At 72.5% G+C, this 20271-nt stretch carries 15 protein-coding genes and 1 pseudogene; 5 read left to right on the forward strand and 11 right to left on the reverse strand.

Annotated elements, in window-relative coordinates; all coding sequences use genetic code 11:
• The first annotated feature begins 247 nt into the window (after positions 1-247).
• The gene (locus ABZ016_RS35615; protein WP_356920885.1) at positions 248-991 is read left to right on the forward strand and encodes an IclR family transcriptional regulator; all 744 of its coding nucleotides are present in this window, start codon (positions 248-250) and stop codon (positions 989-991) included.
• A gap of 15 nt (positions 992-1006) precedes the next feature.
• Here ABZ016_RS35615 and ABZ016_RS35620 read toward each other — a convergent pair whose 3' ends face one another.
• Genes ABZ016_RS35620 through ABZ016_RS35630 form a run of 3 tightly spaced genes read right to left on the reverse strand, consistent with a single transcriptional unit; the run spans position 1007 to position 6578 of the window.
• Positions 1007-2446: an NAD-dependent succinate-semialdehyde dehydrogenase gene (locus ABZ016_RS35620; RefSeq protein ID WP_356920854.1), complete on the reverse strand. Its 1440-nt coding sequence runs from the start codon at positions 2444-2446 to the stop codon at positions 1007-1009.
• Positions 2443-5313 carry an FAD-binding and (Fe-S)-binding domain-containing protein gene (locus ABZ016_RS35625; protein ID WP_356920855.1) on the reverse strand — a complete coding sequence of 957 codons (2871 nt, stop codon included), beginning with the start codon at positions 5311-5313 and terminating at the stop codon, positions 2443-2445. Before ABZ016_RS35625 ends, ABZ016_RS35620 begins: the two co-directional genes overlap by 4 nt.
• Positions 5310-6578: an aminotransferase class III-fold pyridoxal phosphate-dependent enzyme gene (locus ABZ016_RS35630; RefSeq protein ID WP_356920856.1), complete on the reverse strand. Its 1269-nt coding sequence runs from the start codon at positions 6576-6578 to the stop codon at positions 5310-5312. Before ABZ016_RS35630 ends, ABZ016_RS35625 begins: the two co-directional genes overlap by 4 nt.
• A 236-nt stretch (positions 6579-6814) precedes the next feature.
• On the opposite strand from ABZ016_RS35630, the gene ABZ016_RS35635 reads away from it, so the two are divergent.
• On the forward strand, positions 6815-8470 hold the full coding sequence (locus ABZ016_RS35635; protein ID WP_356920857.1) for a PucR family transcriptional regulator ligand-binding domain-containing protein: 1656 nt from the start codon (positions 6815-6817) through the stop codon (positions 8468-8470).
• 12 nt (positions 8471-8482) lie between these two features.
• Here the strand turns inward: ABZ016_RS35635 and ABZ016_RS35640 are convergent, their stop codons facing one another.
• The 6 genes from ABZ016_RS35640 to paaA form a co-directional block, all read right to left on the reverse strand.
• Complete coding sequence (locus tag ABZ016_RS35640) at positions 8483-10294, reverse strand: RICIN domain-containing protein (RefSeq protein ID WP_356920858.1); 1812 nt, start codon at positions 10292-10294, stop codon at positions 8483-8485.
• Positions 10295-10771: 477 nt separating this feature from the next.
• Positions 10772-11887, reverse strand: coding sequence for a 1,2-phenylacetyl-CoA epoxidase subunit PaaE (gene paaE / locus ABZ016_RS35645; protein WP_356920859.1), 1116 nt, complete (start codon positions 11885-11887; stop codon positions 10772-10774).
• The gene (paaD, locus tag ABZ016_RS35650; RefSeq protein WP_356920860.1) at positions 11887-12402 is read right to left on the reverse strand and encodes a 1,2-phenylacetyl-CoA epoxidase subunit PaaD; all 516 of its coding nucleotides are present in this window, start codon (positions 12400-12402) and stop codon (positions 11887-11889) included. Before paaD ends, paaE begins: the two co-directional genes overlap by 1 nt.
• Positions 12396-13223, reverse strand: a complete 828-nt coding sequence (paaC, locus tag ABZ016_RS35655) for a 1,2-phenylacetyl-CoA epoxidase subunit PaaC (RefSeq protein ID WP_356920861.1) — start codon at positions 13221-13223, stop codon at positions 12396-12398. The genes paaD and paaC overlap by 7 nt, the downstream gene beginning before the upstream one ends.
• Positions 13224-13233: 10 nt before the next feature.
• The gene (paaB, locus tag ABZ016_RS35660; RefSeq protein WP_307179257.1) at positions 13234-13527 is read right to left on the reverse strand and encodes a 1,2-phenylacetyl-CoA epoxidase subunit PaaB; all 294 of its coding nucleotides are present in this window, start codon (positions 13525-13527) and stop codon (positions 13234-13236) included.
• Complete coding sequence (paaA, locus tag ABZ016_RS35665) at positions 13524-14510, reverse strand: 1,2-phenylacetyl-CoA epoxidase subunit PaaA (protein WP_356920862.1); 987 nt, start codon at positions 14508-14510, stop codon at positions 13524-13526. Before paaA ends, paaB begins: the two co-directional genes overlap by 4 nt.
• A gap of 197 nt (positions 14511-14707) precedes the next feature.
• On the opposite strand from paaA, the pseudogene paaI reads away from it, so the two are divergent.
• Both paaI and paaK read left to right on the forward strand, forming a co-directional pair.
• Positions 14708-15102 (forward strand): annotated as a pseudogene (paaI, locus tag ABZ016_RS35670) (hydroxyphenylacetyl-CoA thioesterase PaaI).
• A complete protein-coding gene (gene paaK, locus ABZ016_RS35675) occupies positions 15099-16418 on the forward strand; it encodes a phenylacetate--CoA ligase PaaK (RefSeq protein WP_356920863.1) in 1320 nt (439 codons plus the stop codon). The pseudogene paaI and the gene paaK overlap by 4 nt, the downstream one beginning before the upstream one ends.
• Before the next feature lie 9 nt (positions 16419-16427).
• Here paaK and ABZ016_RS35680 read toward each other — a convergent pair whose 3' ends face one another.
• Both ABZ016_RS35680 and ABZ016_RS35685 read right to left on the reverse strand, forming a co-directional pair.
• On the reverse strand, positions 16428-17633 hold the full coding sequence (locus tag ABZ016_RS35680; protein WP_356920864.1) for a PP2C family protein-serine/threonine phosphatase: 1206 nt from the start codon (positions 17631-17633) through the stop codon (positions 16428-16430).
• A 115-nt stretch (positions 17634-17748) separates the two neighbouring features.
• A complete protein-coding gene (locus ABZ016_RS35685; RefSeq protein WP_356920865.1) occupies positions 17749-18507 on the reverse strand; it encodes an IclR family transcriptional regulator C-terminal domain-containing protein in 759 nt (252 codons plus the stop codon).
• A gap of 178 nt (positions 18508-18685) precedes the next feature.
• Between ABZ016_RS35685 and ABZ016_RS35690 the strand changes: the two genes are divergently transcribed.
• Positions 18686-20269 (forward strand): ABC transporter substrate-binding protein, encoded by a 1584-nt coding sequence (locus tag ABZ016_RS35690; RefSeq protein ID WP_356920866.1) that lies wholly within the window; start codon positions 18686-18688, stop codon positions 20267-20269.
• Positions 20270-20271 lie beyond the last annotated feature (2 nt).

Here is a 20271-nt window from a genome sequence, read left to right on the forward strand (position 1 = left end):
CGTGCAGCGGTCGCCGCCCCGCCCCGCTCAGGGGGGGAGGGAGCGGGAGGCGGGGCGGCCGCACCACGCGGCGGGGTGAGCGCAGTCAGGGCGCTACCGCTGTCCAACGCCGCGCGGCACCGGACTCCGAGGCGTGCCGTATTGTGGAACGCCATGCTAGAATCCGGCACGATCATGCCTGTGGCTCCGGAAGGGGTCAAGAGGTGAGCGGGAGAAATCCACGGAACCGACGGGACTTCGGATGGAAATGAAGAGCGTCACGAGGTCGCTGCGCATCCTCGAAGCGGTAGCCCAGCACCAGCCGGTGACCGTCGGCGAGCTGACCAAGCTCTTCGGCCTGCCGAAGTCGACCGTGCAGCGCACCCTGGTCACGCTCAACGAGGCGGGCTGGCTGCGCGCCAACCGCAGGGACACCACCCGCTGGGAGATCGGCGCCCGCGTGCTGGCCGTACGGCCCGCCGCCCTCCAGGGCTCCAGCCTCTTCGCCGCCGCCCGCGAACCCATGATCCGGCTCCGGGACGCGGTCAACGAGACCATCCACCTCTCCGTCCCCGACGCCCTGTACGGAATGGTGGTCGTCGACCGCGTCGACTGCGACCACCCCGTACGGACCTTCCACGCCATCGGCGACACCTCGCCGATGCACGCCACCGCGACCGGCCACGCGATCCTCGCCCACCTGCCGAAGTCCGAGGTCGACGAGCTCGTGGCCGGCGGACTCGAACGCTACGGCGAGGAGACCATCACGGACCCCGCCGAGCTACGCGCCGAGCTCGGACGGGTCAGGGAGCGGGGATACTCCGTCAACCACAACCACTTCCGCCCGGGTGTCTGCGCGATCGCCGCGCCCGTTCTGGACGGCGACGGCACACCGCTGGCCACGGTGGCCGTCTCCCTGCCCGACTCCCGTTTCGAGCCCGCCCGGCTCGACGGGCTGGGCAGGCTGGTGACCGGCACCGCGGCCGAGATCACCGCCCGCCACCTGGGCTGACCTTCGCCCCGGCCTTCACCGCACCGGCACGGCCAGGTACTGGTACTCCAGGAACTCGTCGATCCCGACCCGTCCGCCCTCGCGGCCGAGCCCGGACTGCTTGACGCCGCCGAAGGGCGCGGCGGGGTTGGAGACGAGGCCGGTGTTGAGTCCGACCATGCCGACTTCCAGGCGTTCGCTGACGCGCAGGCCGCGGTCCAGGCCCTCGGTGAACACGTAGCCGACCAGACCCCAGGGTGTGTCGTTGGCGCGGCTCACCACCTCGTCCTCGTCGTCGAAGGTGAGGATCGCGGCGACCGGCCCGAAGATCTCGGTGTCCATCAGGCGGCTCTCGGGAGAGACACCGGCGAGCACGGTCGGCGGGTAGAAGCAGCCCGGCCCCTCCGGCGTACGGCCGCCCACCAGCACCTGGGCACCGCGTTCCACCGCGTCCGCGACCAGTTCCTCGACCTTGCCGCGTCCGGCGGCGTCGATCAGCGGCCCGACGTCCACGCCGTCCCGGGTGCCGGGGCCCACCACCAGCGCGCCCATCCGCTCGGCGAGCCGCTGCCCGAACTCGTCGGCCACGGACCGGTGCACGAAGAAGCGGTTCGCGGCGGTGCAGGCCTCGCCCATGTTGCGCATCTTGGCGACCATGGCGCCGTCCACGGCCACGTCCAGGTCGGCGTCGTCGAAGACGATGAAGGGGGCGTTGCCGCCCAGCTCCATCGAGGTGCGTACGACGGTGTCGGCACACTGGGCGAGCAGCAGCCGGCCGACGGCCGTGGAGCCGGTGAAGGACAGCTTGCGGATCCGGCCGCCGCGCAGGAGGGGTTCGCACACCTCGCCGGCGCGGGAGGTGGTGACGACGTTCAGCACGCCGTCCGGCAGCCCGGCCTCCTTGAGGATGCCGGCCAGGGCGAGGCTGGACAGCGGGGTCTGCGGGGCCGGCTTGAGGATCATCGTGCAGCCCGCGGCGATCGCCGGACCGATCTTGCGGGTGCCCATGGCCAGCGGGAAGTTCCACGGCGTGATCAGCAGGCAGGGGCCGACCGGGCGGCGGGAGAGCAGCATGCGGTTCCGGCCGTCGGGCAGGATGCCGCAGCCGCCGTCGATGCGGACGGCCTCCTCGGAGAACCAGCGGAAGAACTCGGCGGCGTAGGCCACCTCTCCCCTGGCCTCGGCGAGCGGCTTGCCCATCTCCGACGTCATCAGCCGGGCGAGCTCGTCGGTGCGCTCCAGGATCAGCTCGTGGGCGCGGCGCAGGATCTCGCTGCGGGCCCGGGGCGCGGTGCGGGCCCAGTCCTGCTGCGCCTGGACGGCCGCCTCCTCCGCGAGCCGGGCGTCCTTCGGCCCCGCGTCGGCGACGTGGCAGAGGGTCTCGCCGGTCGCGGGGTCGTCGACGGGCAGGGTGGCGCCGTCCGCGGCATCCACCCAGGCCCCGCCGATGAACAACTGGTTCAGAACGTCGGTCATGGTGTCTCTCCTGGAAGATCGGCGGCGGGGTCGAGGAGTTCGGCGAGGTGCAGGGCACGGACACCCCGGTAACCGGCGAGGTGGTCGATCTGGGTGGCGCAGCTGAAGCCGTCGGCGACGACGGTGCGTCCTTCGAGGGCGTCGAGACGGGGCTTGAGGGCGAGGTCCGCGACGGCCATGGAGGTGTCGTAGTGCTCCGCTTCGAAGCCGAAGTTCCCGGCGAGTCCGCAGCAGCCCTCGGCCTCGTCGACATCGCGCACACCGAGGCGGCGCAACAGGTCAGCCGGACGGCGGCCCTTGAAGCCGGCGTACTCGTGGCAGTGGGTCTGGAGCACCAGGGTCTCGGGCAGCGGTGGCGGTGTCCACCTCTGGTCGGCCAGCTCGGTCAGCGCGCCGGTGAAGGTGTGGACGCGGCCGGCGACGCGTCGCGCGGCCTCGGTGCCGAGCAGTTCGGGCACGTCGCGTTTGAGTGCGGCCGCGCAGCTCGGCTCGGCCACGACGATCGGCCGGTCGTCGCCGTCGTCGAGGGCGGCGACGGTACGGGACATGACCCGGCGGGCCGTACCCAGCTGGCCGGTGCTGACCCAGGTCAGGCCGCAGCACAGGCCGTCCCGGGGAGCGCAGGGGACCCCGGCGCCGGCGAGGACGCGGCTCGCGGCGCCCGCGACCCCGGGACGGAAGGCGCGGGTGAAGCTGTCGACGAAGAGCAGGGCCCTGGCCGGTTCACCGGTTCGCGCCGTGCGCAGGGCCCGGCGCAGCGCGTGCCGGGAGGCGAAAGCCGGGATCCGGCGCCTGGTGGTCACGCCGCCGAGACGGGCGAGCAGCCGGCCGAGGGGGCCGCGCAGCAGCGCGTTGACGGGGCGGGCGGCGTATCCGGCGAGTGCCGAGGTCAGCGGCAGCCAGCCGAGTGAGTAGTGGGAGCGGGGCCGCAGGCGTCCCTTGTAGTGCTGGTGGAGGAACTCCGCCTTGTAGGTGGCCATGTCGACGCCGACCGGGCAGTCGCTGGAGCAGGCCTTGCAGGACAGGCACAGGTCGAGGGCGTCGCGCACTTCGGTGGAGCGCCAGCCGTCCTGGACGGTCTCGCCGCGCACCATCTCCTGGAGCAGACGGGCCCGGCCGCGGGTGGAGTCGTTCTCCTCGCCCGTGGCGCGGTAGCTCGGGCACATCACCCCGCCCGCGTCGCTGCGGCAGCGGCCGATCCCGACGCAGCGGCGTACCGCGCCCGCGAGACCGTCTTCGTCGTGCGGGAACGTGAACGACGTGTCCACGAGCGGCAGTTCACGCAACGCGAGGTCCGCGTCCAGCGGGGCGGGATCGACGATGACGCCGGGGTTCAGCAGCCCGTCGGGGTCGAAGGCCCGCTTGAACGCGGTGAACGCGGCGATCATGCGGTGGCTGTACATGACCTGGAGCAGCTCACCGCGGGCCCGCCCGTCGCCGTGCTCGCCCGACAGCGTGCCGCCGTGCTCGACGACCAGGGCCGCCGCCTCGGTGAGGAAACGCCGCATGGCCGCCTGCCCGGGCTCGCTCGCAGGGTCGAAGTCGATCCGCACGTGCACGCAGCCCGCGCCGAAATGCCCGTACAGCACACCCGTCAGCCCGTGCGAGGCCAGCAGCTTGCGGAAGTCGCGCAGGTAGGCGGCGAGGTGCTCGGGCGCGACGGCCGCGTCCTCCCAGCCGGGCCAGGACTCTCCCCCATCGTCGACCAGGCGGGCGGCGAGTCCGGCTCCGTCCTCACGCACCCGCCACAGCGAACGCCGCTCCGCCGCGCTCTCGACGACCCGGCCGCCGGTCATGCGGCCCCGGGCCTCGAGCGCGTCGAGCAGTTCGGCGGCGCGGGCGGTCACCGAGGCCCGGTCGTCGCCCTCGAGTTCGACGTAGAGCCAGGCGCGCCCCTGCGGAAGCCCCGTGACGGAGTCCGGGCCCCGGCGGGCGCGCATGGTGGCCACGATCGCCTCGTCCATGCCCTCCACGGCGCTGGGCGACCAGCGCAGGATCTCCGGCACGTCCTCGGCCGCCTCGACCACGTCGTCGTAGCCGAGGGTGAGCAGCGCCGAAGCCTGTGCGGTCGCCACCAGGCGGACCGTCGCGGCGGTGACGACCGCACAGGTGCCCTCGGTGCCCACCAGGGCACGGGCCAGGTCGAAGCCGTTCTCCGGCAGCAGGTGATGCAGCTGGTAGCCGGAGACCTGGCGCGGAATGCGGCCCAGCTCGGTGCGGATCGGCGCCAGGTTCTCCTCGACCAGGCGTCGCAGGTCCGCTTCGAGCCGGGCGACGAGGCCGGTGTCCCCGGGGTCCACCGGATGCAGCCCGCGGTGGTCGGCCACCGCCCGCACGCCGTCCGCCGTCACGATCTCCAGCGCCTCGACGTGCCCGCTGGTCCGCCCGTCGCGCACCGACCGGTTGCCGCACGCGTCGTTGCCGATCATGCCGCCGAGCGTGCAGCGGCTGTGCGACGACGGATCCGGCCCGAAGTCCAGCCCGTGCGGGGCGGTCGCACCGCGCAGCGCGTCCAGGACGGCACCGGACTCGACACGGGCGGTACGCGCCTCGACGTCGATGTCCAGGATCCGGTTCATGTGCCGGGAGAAGTCCAGGACGACACCGGCTCCCACGGCGTTGCCGGCCATGCTCGTGCCACCGCCCCGGGCGGTGACCGGGACGCCCGCCTCGCGGCAGGCCCGCAGCACCGCGACCACGTCGTCGGCGGTGCGCGGGAAGGCCACGGCCCGGGGCGGGACGCGGTAGTTGGAGGCGTCGTAGGCGTAGGGGCCCGTCGCCCCCGGCCCGGTCTCCACCCGCAGGCCGGGCGCGATCTCGGCGAGACGGGCCGTCAGACCCGCCGGGCCGCGGGGGGCGGTGGTCATCGGTCCGCGGCTCCCGACGTGCCGGCCTCGACCGCCTTCGCCCAGGCCTGGAGACCCTCGTCCACGCCCGTCTCGTCGATCACGAGGGCCGGGATCATCCGGACCACCTGGTTCCACGCGCCGCAGAGCAGCAGGAGCAGGCCCTCGTCGACGGCGGCGCGCTGCACGCGGGCGGCGGTCGCGGGGTCCGGGTCGCCGTCCTCGGTGACGAACTCGGTGGCCAGCATAAGACCGAGGCCGCGGACGTCGCCGATGCCCGGCGTCCGCTCGGCCACCGCCTCCAGGCCCCGGCGCAGCCGCTCGCCCATCGCCTCCGCGTTCTCGACAAGTTTCTCGTCGCGTACGACGTCGAGGGTCGCGCAGGCCGCGGCGCAGGCGACGGCGTTGGCACCGTACGTGCCGCCCTGCGAGCCGGGCCACGCCTTCGTCATCAGTTCCTCGGAGGCGGCGATCCCGGACAGCGGGAAGCCGCTGGCCAGGCCCTTGGCGGTGACGAGGATGTCCGGGGTGACGCCGAAGTGGTCGTGACCCCAGAAGCGCCCGGTGCGGCCGACGCCGGTCTGCACCTCGTCGAGGATCAGCAGGAAGCCGTGCCGGTCCGCCCGCTCCCGCAGCCCTTCCAGGAAGGCGCGGTTCGCGGGCACGTACCCGCCCTCGCCGAGCACCGGTTCGACGATGATCGCGGCCGTGTCGGCGGGCGAGGAGATCGTCTGCAGGGTGTAGTCGAGTTCCTTCAGCGCGAAGCGGGTGGCGGTCTCCTCGTCCCAGCCGTAGCGGAAGGCCGTCGGGAACGGAGTGACGACCACGCCGCTCATCAGCGGGGAGAAGCCGGACCGGAAGCGGACGCCGGAGGTGGTCATCGAGGCGGCTGCGACCGTACGGCCGTGGAAACCACCGTGGCAGACCAGGACGTTGGGCCGGCCGGTGGCCTGGCGGGCCAGCCGCAGTGCCGCCTCGACGGCCTCGCTGCCGGAGTTGGTGAAGAACAGGCTGTCCAGGCCGGCCGGCAGGACCTCGCCGAGCTTGTCGACGAGGCGGCGCAGCGGCTGGTGCATGACGGTCGTGTACTGGCCGTGGATCAGCGTGCCCACCTGCTCCTGCGCCGCCGCCACGACCTTGGGGTGGCAGTGCCCGGTGCTGGTGACGCCGATCCCGGCGGTGAAGTCGAGGTAGCGGCGGCCGTCCTCACCGTAGAGGTGGACGCCCTCGCCCCTGGTCGCCACCACGGGCGTGGCCTGGCGAAGCTGCGGCGACAGTGCGGTCATGTTCGTCTCCCGGCCTGCGTCGAGGTCTGCTTGCGGTGATCTGCCGTGCTGGTCCGACACTGCGAGCATCCAGGCCGCTGCGGACGGCGACAACGCGTGATGTGTCCGGTGGGCACACGTTGTTCGGACGTTGTGTCAACCCGCGGGCCGATCAGGTACCCGGCCCCCCTGGCGTGGGTAGCTCTTGCGCAGGTCAGCGCCGCTTGTCAGAGTGACCGGGCACCCTTGGAGGCACCGTGCACGACAACCCCCCGAAGGCTCCTCCGCCCGCCCCGGACGACCGTGACCCCGCTCCGTCCGGACGCCCGCCGACCGTGGCCGACGTGCTGGCCCTGCCCGTCCTGGCCGCCGGGCAGCCCCAGGTGGTCGCGGGGCTGGCCCAGCTGGACCGGCCGGTGCGCTGGGTGCACATCACCGAGCTGACGGACCCCGCCTCCTTCCTCAAGGGCGGCGAGCTGGTCCTGACCACCGGCATGCCCCTGCCCGAGGACGCCGCGGGTGTCCGCCGGTACGTCGACGAACTCACGGAGGTGGGCGCCGCCGCCCTGGTGATCGAGCTGGTGCGGCGCTACCACCGCCCTCCCGACGCCCTGGTCCAGGCCTGCCGGGTCCGGGGGCTTCCCCTGGTCACCCTCGCCCGGGACGTCAACTTCCTGGAGGTCACCCAGGTCGTTCACGCCCTCATCCTCGGCAGCCAGGCCGACGCGATGCGCCGGACGCAGCGGATCCACGAGGCGTTCACCGCCCTGACGCTGCGCGGCGCCGGACCGGAGGACGTGGTGCGCGCGGCGGCGGAGATGAGCGGCCGGACGATCGTCCTGGAGAACCTGGCACACCAGGCGCTGCTGTGCGAGCCGTCGGGGAGCACGGTGGAGGAGGCGCTCGCCGACTGGGAGCGGCGCTCCCGGGCGGCCGAGCCCGCAGACCACACCGAGGTGGGCGGCCCGGAGGGCTGGCTCACCGCGCCGGTCTCCTACCAGGGCGAACGCTGGGGCCGTCTGGCCATGCTCCGGCCTCCCGGCGAGGGGCCGGGCTTCGGGCCGGAGCACGTCACGGTCCTGGAGCGGACGGCGATGGCGCTGACCGTCGCCCGGCTGATCCATTCCACGCCCTGGGAGCACACGGCGCACCGCGGCGCCCTGCGGGAGCTGGCGGAGCAGCGCCACCACTCCCCCGAGGACGCCCGCGCCCGCTGCGCCGCGCTGGGCCTGCCCACCGAGGACAGCCGTTTCGTGGCGATCCTCGTCGACCTGGGCCCCGGCGCCGGCGGAGCCGAAGTGGAGACCCGGCTGTACCAGGACCTCAGGTCGTCGGGGATCCCAGCGCTGGTCGGCGAGCTCTCCCCCGGCCGTCTCGGCGTCCTGCCGGCCCTGCGGCCCGCCCAGCCCTGGCGCCCCGTGGCCGAACGCCTGAGCCGTACCGCGCTGGGTCTGGCTCCGGGGGCGATCGTGAGCGCGGGCTCGGGGGTGACGGACCTGGCCGACACCGCGCGCTCCTTCCGGGAGGCCGCGCGGGTCCTGGAGGCCACCCCGCCCGGTCAGCCGCTCCCCCCGGACCGCTCCTTCCACGAGCTGCCGGACGTCGATCTGCGCCGCCTGCTCTACGCCCTGCGCGAGGACACCCGCGTCCAGGACTACACCGAACGCCGGCTCGGCCGGCTCATCGACCACGACACCCGGCACGGCACCGACCTGCTGACGACCCTCGGCCACTACCTCGACGCCGCCGGCAACAAGACCACAGCGGCCCGCCGTGGCGGCCTGTCGAGGGAGACCATGTACCAGAGGCTGCGCACCGTCGAACGCCTCCTCGACACGGACCTCGAGTCCGGCGAGGGACGCACCGAACTCCACGTGGCGCTCACGGCGTTGCGGGTTCTGCGCTCACGGTGATCCCGGGCGGGGTCAGTTCCGCCGGACGAGTCGCCACTCCTGCGAGCCGTCCGCGACCTCGTTCTGCAGGGTCAGCGGCGCGCCCCGGGACGCACCGGTCAGATACACATCCGGGTTCTTCACCGCCCGGAGCCGGTAGTAGCCGCCGGTGGCCTTGATGAGGTTCCAGCTGCCGGTGTCGCTGTCGTCGACCCACTGGCCGATCCGCTGCCCGGCGGTGGCGGCCCCGGTCCAGATCGCCGCCGCCCGGCCGCCCGACCTGTTCAGCAGGGTCGTGCCGCCCCGCGGTGCGGTCACCACGTGCCAGTACTGGGTGTTCGGGTCCGCGGCCGATCCCGCGTCCTCCAGGCGGACGTCGGGGACGTCGCCGTTGCCGATGTTCGCGTCGTTGGTACGGCCGCCGGTGCCGACGACCTGGCCCGTCCTGCGGTTGACGAGCCGGTAGTAGGCGCCGTCCGAGCGGCCGAGGTCGACCTCGGCGTGGGCGATCGTCGAGGTGTCCTGGTTGTTGAGGATCACGACGCGGCCGGTGCCCTCGACGTACTGGAGGTTGCGGCTGTAACCGGCCCGCGAGGTCGTCTGGTACTCCTTCCACGCGCCGTCGCTCCGGCCGCTCTCGTTGACCCAGACGTTGCCGCTGCCCGCCGCGTTGTAGACCAGACGACCGTCCGGGAGACGTATGACGACCGGGCTGCCGCCGGTGGCGAGGGGGCGGGAGCCGCTGTCGACGGGCAGGGAGGTGACGCTCTGTCCGGTGGGAGAGCCGCGGCGGAACGACAGCGGGTCGTCGGCCGGCAGGTACCTGGTGTCGGTCCCGCCGCCCCAGTACTCGAAGGTGAGCAGCCACGTGCCGTCCGAGGTACGGACGACGTTCGTCATGCCCGGCCGCCCGCCGCCGATCTCCGTCTTGCCGCCGCCCATGTCCTGGGTGTGTCCCGCGACGTCGACGACAGGGTCGCTCCACTCGGCGGCGCGGCCGTCCCAGGTCTTGTGCACGAGGATCTGGCCGTGCGAGTCCGGGGCGGTGTCGTTCGCCGGGTCCGGTACCGGAACGCCGGTGGCGGGATCGAAGCCGAGGTAGTCGTTCTCGTCGGAGTAGTAGCAGACGAGCCGGCCCTGGTGGACCATGAGGTACGGCTCCCAGAGGGGGTCGACCTGCCGGTGCGTGTTCGCGGCGGCGACGTTCCTGCCGACCGCGCCGGCGCTGCCGCCCTGCCATCCGCCCGTCGCGACGACGTCGACGACCTTCCAGGACCTGCCCTCGTCGGTGCTGGAGTACAGGGCGATCGCCAGGTCGCTGCGGTCCCCGTCGCTGGACGGCGTCCACTGCGGGTCGGCGGCCTTGTGCTCCAGGTAGTAGTGGTCGTCGCCCGAGACGACGCTCGCGAGGAGCAGCGTGCCCTTCTTCAGCTTCCCGACGCTCTGCGGGAGTACGTAGAGGTACGGGTTGGTCCAGTTGCTCGTGTAGCGCGCGTATTTGGGGTCCCTGGACAGGTAGGCCGGTGCCTTGACCTCCGACAGCGGCTGCCAGGACGTGCCGTGGTCGTCGCTCTTGTAGACCGGCAGCGTCTCTCCGTCGGCACTGCCCGACTCGGGGACGACGGTGGCCTTCTCGAACGAAGCGACGAGACGTCCGCCCGGCAGCTGCGCCGACTTCGGATAGACGGCGCAATTGCCCCGTCCCTTGAGGCACGGCTCGTCCCCGAGCCGGTACAGGATGCCGCCCGTCGGGTCGTACGCCTGCGCCGTGGCCATGGACATCGCCAGCAGCGCGGCCGCCGAAACGAGACTCCCGAGCGCCTTGGCCGATCTTCTCCCGTACATGGCACCTCCGCCTTCGACGCGGTCGTATGACTGCGCAGTCAGAGGGGAGTCTGTGGGGGCGCGGTGGCTCAGTCAAGGCTCCGGCGCCATCTCTTGAGGGAGGGTCGGGCACTTGAGCATCCGACGGCGGGGGGTCCTCGTGTGGGCGGGACTGTGCATGACCGGCCTCGCGGCCACTTTCGCCCTCAACTCCGGCTCTGACACGGGCGACGCGGTCTCCCCGGACCGCGAGGACACACCGGCCGGCACGTACGACTGCCAGGAGATCTACGACTCGATCGAGCACGCCGGGCCGAGGCCCGGCGCCGGCAGCAGGACACGATCGACGCGTCGCCGGACGCCGCGTACCAGTCGGTCATCGTCGGGGATGTGGCCGTGCCGGAGGAGTGCGTAGGCGAGGTCGAGGGCCTCGGTGGCAATTCCCGCTGAGCGTAGCCCACTCACGGGTCGGCGGGATGAGCGAGCGACGAACCGGCGTCAGGTGTCGAAGTCCACCGTCAGGGCGTCGGAGACCGGGAACGACTGGCAGGTGAGGACGTAGCCCGCGTCGACCTCGGCCGGTTCCAGGGCGAAGTTGCGGCGCATGTCGGCCTTGCCGTCGGTGACCAGGGCGCGGCAGGTGCCGCAGACACCGCCCTTGCAGGCGAAGGGGAGGTCGGGGCGGGTCTGCTGGGCGCCTTCGAGGATGGTGCGTTCCCGGGGCAGGGCGGAGGTGGTGGAGCGGCCGTCGAGGGTGACGGTGACCTCGCTGACGGGTCCGGTGGGCCCGGCCTCGGTGTGCCGGACCTCGCGTACGGGCTCGTCGTCGGCGTAGAACAGCTCCTGGTGGACGCGGTCGCCGGGCACGTCGAGCCCGGCCAGGACCTGCTGGGCGGCGCGGACCATGCCGTGCGGGCCGCACAGCCACCAGTGGTCGGCGGACTCCACGTCGACCAGGGCGTCGACGAGGGCGGAGAGCCGCTCGGCGTCGAGGCGGCCGGAGAGCACCTCGGCCTCGCGGGGCTCCCGGGACAGGACGTGGGCGAGCTGGAACCGCGTCGGGTAGAGGTCCTTCAGGTCGGCCAGTTCGTCGGCGAACATCACGGTGCCGGTGCGGCGGTTGCCGTAGAGGAGGGTGACCGTCGAACGCGAGTCGGCGGCGAGGACGGACTCGGCGATGGAGACCATGGGCGTGATGCCGGAGCCGGCCGCGATCAGGACGTGGTGACCGGGGGTGGTGAGGTCGGGGGTGAAGGCGCCGGTGGGTGCCATGACCTCGACGGTGTCACCGGGGCGTACGTCGCGCACCAGCCAGGCGGAGAACAGGCCGCCGGGCACGACCCGGACGCCGATGCGGGGTGCGGTGCCGGCGGGTGAGCAGATCGAGTAGGAGCGGCGCTCGTCCCGGCCGTCGATCTCGCGCCGCAGGGTGAGGGACTGGCCGGGCGCGAAGGCGAACTCCTCGGCCAGCTCGGCCGGGATGTCGAAGCTGACGGCTGCCGCGTCCTCGCACAGCGGCCGCACGGCGGCGACCCGCAGGGGGTGGAAGACCGGACGTCGGCGGGCACGGGCACGGGCCGCCGGGGCGGGGGCCGGCTCCATCAGGTCGTCCATCAGATCTCCTTGACGTACTCGAACGGCTCGCGGCAGGCGAGGCAGCGCCACAGGGCCTTGCAGGAGGTGGCGGCGAAGCGGGAGGTCTCCTCGGTGTCGGCGCTGCCGCAGCGGGGGCAGGGCACCGAGCGGCGGGCCGGCGACAGCACCAGCGGGACCGGGCCGCCGGCGCGCGCGGGAGCGGTCCCGGGCGGGGCGATGCCGTGCTCGGTGAGCTTGCGGCGACCGTCCGCCGTGATCCAGTCGCTGGTCCACGGCGGGTCGAGGACGGTGCGGATCTCCACGCGCGCATACCCCGCGGCACGGAGCCGGGCGGCCACCCCGGCACGCATCTCCGCCATCGCCGGGCAGCCCGAGTAGGTCGGGGTGAGGCTCGCGACCACCGTCCCGTCCGGAGCCAGGGACACCTCGCGCAGCACGCCGAGGTCGGCCAGGGTGAGCATCGGCAGCTCGGGGTCGGGCACCTGCTCGGCGATGCGCCGGGCCCGTCGCGTGTCCAGGGCCGTCGTCACCATGTCGCCTCCGGGTGGGCGCGGGCGATGCCCTGCAACTCGGCCAGCAGCGGGGCGAGATGCTCGGTGTGCTCCCCGGTGCGGCCCGAGCCGGGCAGCGGGCGGTAGACCGGCATGGGCAGTCCGGCCGCCTCGGTGACCTGGCGCAGTACGGCGACGACCTCGTCCCGTACGTCGTACGCCGTGAACAGCTCGCCCAGGTAGGGAGCCACCTGTTCCTGCGCCCTGCGCATCCGGCGGTGCGACTCCTCGGTCCCGTCGCCCAGGCGCACGGCCCACTCGGCCGCGTACTGCCGGTGGTAGGCCAGCTCCTTCACTCCCTTGGCGGCGATCGCCGCGAGCACCGGGTCGCGGTGTGCGGTGAGCCGCTCGAAGTGCGCGAGGCGCCAGCTGGAGAACACCAGCAGCCGCACGATCGAGAACGCGAAGTCGCCGCCCGGGAGTTCGGTCAGGCGTACGTTGCGGAAGTCCTCGGCGTCGCGGAAGTAGGCGTAGGCGTCCTCGTCTCGTCCGGTGCCGTCGACCTGGCCCGCCCGGGAGTAGAGCAGGCGGGCCTGACCCAGCAGGTCGAGTCCGATGTTGGCCAGGGCCACCTCCTCCTCCAGCTCGGGGGCGCGGGTGGTCCACTCGGCCAGCCGCTGTGCCGAGACCAGGGCGTCGTCGGCCAGGGTGACGCAGAGCGTGGCCAGTTCAGCGGCGTCCACGCCGTCGGGCACGGCGGTGTCCACGCCGTGCAGGGGGTCCTCGAAGCCGGTGCCGTAGGCCCAGCGGGTGTCGTCCTCGTGTCCCTCGGCGAGGGTCATGTAGACATGGTCGTCGCTCATGCCCTCTCCTTCAGATGTGCGGGACGTCGTCGGGGATGTCGTAGAAGGTCGGGTGCCGGTAGACCTTGTCGGCGCTGGGCTCGAAGAAGGGGTCCTTCTCGTCGCGGGTGGAGGCGGCGATGTGCTCGGAGCGGACGACCCAGATGCTGACGCCCTCGTTGCGCCGGGTGTACAGGTCGCGGGCGTGGGTGAGCGCCATGCGGTCGTCGGCGGCGTGCAGGGAGCCCACGTGGACGTGGTTCAGCCCGCGCTTGCCGCGCACGAACACCTCGTACAGCGGCCAGTTCTGCTTCTCGGCGGTCATGCCACCGCTCCCTTCTCCGCGCGGGCGGCCTGTTTGGCGGCGTGGGCGGTGGCCGCCTCGCGCACCCAGGCACCGTCCTCGTGGGCCGTGCGGCGCCGCTCCATCCGCCGGTCGTTGCACGGCCCGTCTCCCTTGATGACCCGCAGCAGCTCGTCCCAGTCGGGGGTGCCGAAGTCGTGGTGCCCGCGCTCCTCGTTCCAGCGGAGCTCCGGGTCGGGCAGGGTCACGCCGAGCTTCTCGGCCTGCGGAACCGTCATGTCGACGAAGCGCCGGCGCAGTTCGTCGTTGCTGTGCCGCTTGATCTTCCACGCCATGGACTGCGCCGAGTTGGGCGAGGCGTCGTCGGGCGGGCCGAACATCATCAGCGACGGCCACCACCAGCGGTTGACGGCGTCCTGCACCATCTCCCGCTGTTCCGCGGTGCCGCGCATCATCGTCATCAGCAGCTCGTAGCCCTGCCGCTGGTGGAACGACTCCTCCTTGCAGATGCGCACCATGGCGCGCGCGTACGGCCCGTAGGAGCTGCGGCACAGCGGCACCTGGTTGCAGATCGCCGCGCCGTCCACGAACCAGCCGATCACCCCGACGTCCGCGAAGCTCATCGTCGGGTAGTTGAAGATCGACGAGTACTTCTGGCGCCCCTCGATCAGCCGCTCGGTCAGGTCGGCGCGGTCGGCGCCCAGCGTCTCCGCCGCCGAGTACAGATACAGCCCGTGCCCAGCCTCGTCCTGGACCTTCGCGAAGAGGATGGCCTTGCGGCGCAGCGACGGGGCGCGGGTGATCCACTCGCCCTCCGGCTGCATGCCGATGATCTCCGAGTGCGCATGCTGCGCGATCTGCCGGATCAGCGTCTTCCGGTACCCCTCCGGCATCCAGTCACGCGGCTCGATCCGCTGGTCCCGCGCGATCGTCGCGTCGAAGTGCTGCTGGAGATCCGGCTCGGCGCCGTCCGCCCCCGGGGGGCTGGAGTGTGTCGTGTCCATCCGTCCCACTTCCCAACCGACCATTCGTTCGGTCCATGGTATGACAGCCGGCGCGCCTTGGTAAGACCCCGACCCTTGACAGGCACCGAGGCGGCTGGATTACTTGGCAACGCCGAAGCTAACCGAATGTTCGGTCGGTAGACAAGGTGGTGCGAGAGGTGACCCATAGCGCTGACGCGACACCGGCCGCGGAGGCGATGTTCGCCGCGGACGAGGCCTCCAGAGGGCTCGGTGTCGAGCTGGTCGAGCAGGGCGCGGGGACCGCGGTGCTCAGGATGACCGTGACCCCGGGGATGGTGAACGGCCACGGGACAGCCCACGGGGGCTATGTCTTCCTGCTCGCCGACAGCGCCTTCGCCTGCGCCTGCAACAGCCACGGCCCGGTGACCGTCGCGGCCGGTGCCGACATCACCTTCGTGGCACCGGCGTACGAAGGCGACGTGCTCCTGGCGCGGGCCGAGGAACGCGCCCGGTTCGGCCGCAGCGGCCTCTCGAACGGAGCGTACTGCGGGGTGACGAGGTGATCGCGGAGTTCCGTGGCCGCAGCCGCAGCATCACCAGCACGAACACGACGCCGAAGGAGTGGCGATGACCGGGCAGCGGCGGGGCGATCCCCTCCCCCACGATCTACTGGACGACGCCGAGCGCCTGACGCCTGAGCGCCTGCGCGCGCTTCAGCTCGACCGGCTGCGGCGGAGCCTGCGCCACGCCTACGACAACGTGGAGCAGTACCGGAAGAAGTTCGACGAGGCCGGCGTCACGCCCGACGACTGCCGTTCACTGGAGGACCTGTCCCGGTTGCCCTTCACCACGAAGGCCGACCTGCGCGACACCTACCCGTTCGGCATGCTGGCGGTCCCCATGGACCAGGTCCGCCGCGTGCACGCCTCCAGCGGCACCACCGGCCGCCCCACGGTCGTCGGCTACACGGAGAACGACCTGTCGATGTGGGCGGACCTCGTCGCCCGCTCGATCCGCGCCGCCGGCGGACGCCCCGGTCACAAGGTGCACATCTCCTACGGCTACGGCCTGTTCACCGGCGGTCTCGGCGCGCACTACGGCGCGGAGCGGGCCGGCTGCGTGGTGATCCCGGCCTCGGGCGGCATGACCGCACGCCAGGTGCAGATCATCCAGGACTTCCGGCCCGAGATCATCATGGTCACCCCGTCCTACATGCTCACCCTGCTCGACGAGTTCGATCGGCAGGGCGTCGATCCGCGTTCCAGCTCCCTGCGGGTGGGCATTTTCGGCGCCGAGCCGTGGACGGAGGAGATGCGCCGTGAGATCGAGGATCGGATGGACATCCACGCCGTCGACATATACGGCCTGTCGGAGGTGATCGGCCCGGGCGTCGCGCAGGAGTGCGTGGAGAGCAAGGACGGGCTGCACGTGTGGGAGGACCACTTCTACCCCGAGGTGGTCGACCCGGTCACGGGCGAGGTGCTGCCCGAGGGCGAGGAGGGCGAGCTGGTCTTCACCTCCCTGACCAAGGAGGCCCTGCCGATCGTCCGCTACCGCACCCGCGACCTGACCCGGCTGCTGCCCGGCACGGCGCGGCCCGCCTTCCGCCGCATCCAGAAGATCACCGGCCGCTCCGACGACATGATCATCCTGCGCGGGGTGAACGTCTTCCCCAGCCAGATCGAGGAGATCGTGCTGCGCACCCCCGGCGTCGCCCCGCACTTCCAGATCCAGCTGACCCGGCGCGGCCGCATGGACCACATGACGGTCCGGGTCGAGAGCCGCCCCGGCACGCCCGCCGACCGGCGGGAGTCCGCGGCCCGCGCGATCGCGAAGGACGTCAAGGACGGCGTCGGCGTCACGGTGGACGTGACGATCGTCGAGCCGGAGACCCTGGAACGGTCCGTGGGCAAACTCAAGCGGGTCAAGGACCTGCGCGAGGAGTAGGAACCGGGGTCACGTGCAGCAGCGGGCTTCGGCGACCGGGGCGGTGGCGGTCACCTCGGCCGCCACGCCCGCTTCCGACGCGGTCGGCTTGCGGATCAGCAGGAGCGCCGCGTCGTCGTGCAGCCGGCCGCCCACGTGGGCCAGCAGCTCGTCGTGCAGGGCGCCGAGGGTGCGGGCCGGCTCGTGGGACACGTGACGCTCCAGGCCCTCGGCGAGCGGGTAGAAGGAGCGGCCGTGGTCACGGGCCTCGGTGACGCCGTCGGTGTAGAGCAGCAGCTGGTCGCCCTCGGCGAACCGGAGCGCCTGGAGGCCGGGCGCGTGACCGGCGAGGGCACGCAGCCCGAGGGGCGGGGACGGCAGGTCGGGCTCGACCGGCACGACACTCCCGGAGGCGCGCACCAGCAGCGGGGGCGTGTGCCCGCAGTTCACCACCTCCAGGTGCCCTCCCTCCGGATATCCGGCGATCACGGCGGTGACGAAGTCGTCGTGGCCGAGGTTGCGCGCCAGACTGCGCTCGATCCTGTCGACCACGGCGAGCAGGTCGGGCTCGTCGTGGGCCGCCTCGCGGAAGACACCCAGGACCAGCGCGGCCGTCCCCACCGCGGGCAGCCCCTTGCCGCGCACGTCGCCGACGATCAGCCGCACCCCGTGCGGGGTGGGTATCAGGGCGTACAGGTCGCCGCCGATCCGGGCCTCGGCGGCAGCGGCGCTGTAGCGGACGGCCACCTGGAAAGGGCCGACGGTCGCCGGTACGGGCCTGAGCAGCGCGTGCTGGGCGGTCTCCGCGACCGAGCGGACGGCGGCGAGCACCCGTTCGCGGCGCCCGCGCAGGACGCTGGCCAGGCCGCTCGCCAGGGTGACGGCCACCAGCGCCGACAGCACTGCGGCCAGCTCACGGTCCGGAACGCCGTCCCGGATCCCGAGCAGCGCGCCGAGCACCGCGGCGAGGAGGCCGACGCAGACGACACCCCGGGGCCCGTTGGTCGTGGCCGCCAGGGCGGGTCCGGCGGCGAGCAGGGGCAGCCAGATCATCCCGGCGCCGTCGGCGAGATCGGCGAGCAGAACGGCCGCGACGACCAGGACGGGCAGGACGGGCGTACCGGCGGCCAGCTGCCCGAGGGCGCGTCTGCGGGCCGAACCCCGGGCACCGGCCACTCGGCTGCTGGACGGCCGTACCGGCCGGTGGTCGGCACCGAGGTCGCGCGCATGGCTCATGTTCTTATCCGTGTCCTTCACCTGTGCGCGGGGTGCGAGGCTGGGAGCACACCCCTGAAATGTCTGATTTATCCAGGTAAAGGGATGAGCTCGGACACGGGCAAGGAGTGGAATTTCAGATAGTGAGCGAGAGGCTCCGGGTCACCCGGCTCGCGGTCGGGAGCAGCCGCTCGCGGACCTCCCGCAGCCGTGAGAGCCGGTTCGCCGGGAGCGAGACGCCGAGGGAACCGATGGTCTCCCCGCTGTAGACCGGGACGGCGACACAGACCGTGCCGAGGGCGTACTCCTCCAGGTCGGTGACGGCCGGGGCCAGGGGCGGGGCCTCCAGACGGCGGAGCAGTTCCGGCTGGCTGGTGATCGTCCGGGGGGTGAGGTCGGCGAGATGGTGACGGGAGAGGTAGTCCTTGCGCGCCTCGACGTCCATTTCACGCAGCACGGACTTGCCGAGCGCGGTCGCGTGCCCCGCGTCCTCGAAGCCCACCCACAGGTCGACGCGGGGCGTGCCCGGGCCGTCGACGATCTCCGCGACCCGGATCTCGCCCTCCTCGTAGAAGGTGAGGTAGGCGGCGGAGGCGAGCTCGTCCCGCAGCGTGGCGAGCGTGGGCCGGACACGGCTCAGCAGTGCCTGCGCACGCCCGGTGGTCCGCAGCGTCTGGAGCTTGTCACCGAGGACGAACCCGCCGTCGTCCAGCTTCCGCACGTACCCGTCGTGGACGAGCGTCCGCAGTAGGTGGTACGCGGTGGCGAGGGGCAGGCCCGTCTCACGCGCCAGCTGTTTCGCCGGCGCGCCGTTCTGGTGCGCGCTCACGGCCTCCAGCAGTCGCATGGCCCGCTGCACGGAGGTGATGAGCGTGGGGCCGTCCTGCTCGCCCATGGGACCAGCCTGCGTCAGCCGTTCGGCGAGAGCAAGGGGGTGCCGGGCGCTCCCTGTACGACTTCTTCACAACCCGAAGGGTTGGCTGGAAACCGCCTGCTCGCTATCGTTCACGGACTTCACTCAATCGTTCGGCTGAACGAATAGCGGAACGAACAGCGACAGGGAAGGTCGGTCCATGTCCGGCATCCACCACCCGGGGCGCCGTTCGGTGCTCGCCGCGGGCGCCGCCGGCGCGGCCTCGCTCGGCGCGTCCTGGCTGCTGTCCGGCTGCTCGGGCGCCACCGCCGCTCCCGTCCTGCCGGCCGCCGCCCGGCGGGGCGCGCCCGACCGCGGCGGCACCCTGCGGATCGCCCGTCCGCCCGCCTCCGACGCCGAGACCCTCGACCCGGCGAGCTCCCTGTCCGCCTACGAATACCTGGGCGCGCTCTACAACCGGCTGGTCCGCATCGGCCCGGACGGCCGAGTGGCTCCCGACCTCGCCGAGTCCTGGGAGCCGGACAGCAAGGCGCGCACCTGGACCTTCCGGCTCCGCAAGGGCGTCACCTTCCACGACGGCCGTGCCCTCACCTCCGCCGACGCCGCCTACACGCTGCGCCACATCCTCGACAAGGCGACGGCGTCCCCGCAGGCCGGCGTCCTCGCCCCGCTCGTCGACCCGGCCCGGCTGCGCACACCCGACGCCCACACCCTCGTCGTGCCGCTGAAGACCCCGAACGCCGAGTTCCCGAGCCTGCTCACGCACTACAACTGCTACGTCGTCCCCGAGGGCAGCGGGAAGTCCATCGGCCGCACCGGCATCGGCACCGGCCCCTTCCGGCTGGAGTCCTTCGCACCGGCGGGCCCGGGCCGCGTCACCGCGTACGAGGACCACTGGGCAGGCCGCCCCGTGCTCGACGCGATCGCCTTCTACTCGGTGGCTGACATGTCCGCGCGCTCGGGCGCCCTGCTCGCCGGGCAGGTCGACCTGCTGTCCCAGACCAACCTGGACTTCGCCACCGCCCGCGTCGTGGCCGCCTCCGACCGCGCCACCATCGCCCGCGTGAAGAACGGCCAGTGGTACGTGCTGCCGATGCTCACCACCGACAAGCCCTTCACCGACGTCGACGTCCGCCGCGCCATGAAGCTCGCCTACGACCCCGAGCACGTCGTGAAGGCCGCGCTCCAGGGCGCGGGCCGGGCCGGCTGGGACAACCCGGTGCCCCCGGACGATCCCGCGCACATCGCGGCGCACCCCCAGCACGACCCGGAACGGGCGCGGTACCTGCTGAAGAAGGCCGGCCACGAGCACCTGGCCGTCGATCTCTACACCTCCGCGTACGACCCCCTCTTCACCCCCATGGCGCTCGCTTACCAGGAGTCGGCGAAGCGGGCCGGCATCCGGATCCGCGTCAAGACGGCGTCGGCGGACTCGTACTACACCCAGATCTGGATGAAGCAGCCGCTGATGGCCACCTACTGGTTCACCGGACGGCCCGTCGACCAGCTCTTCAACCAGGTCTTCCGCGGCGGGTCCTCGTACAACGAGACCGCCTGGTCCGACCAGGGCTTCGACGCCCTGCTCGACCGGGCGCGGGCCGAGACCGACGACGCGAGGCGCCGTGACCTCTACGGCGAGGCACAGCGGTGGGTGATCGACAAGGGCGGCGCGATGACGCCGATGTTCGCCGACCGGCTCGTGGGCCTCTCGCGCAAGGTGCGCGGCTACGCCGAGCACGGCTTCGAGTTCGACTACCTCGGCATCGGCCTGAAGGGGGCCTGATC

The sequence above is a fragment of the Streptomyces sp. NPDC006372 genome (assembly GCF_040612515.1).
Taxonomy (GTDB): domain Bacteria; phylum Actinomycetota; class Actinomycetes; order Streptomycetales; family Streptomycetaceae; genus Streptomyces.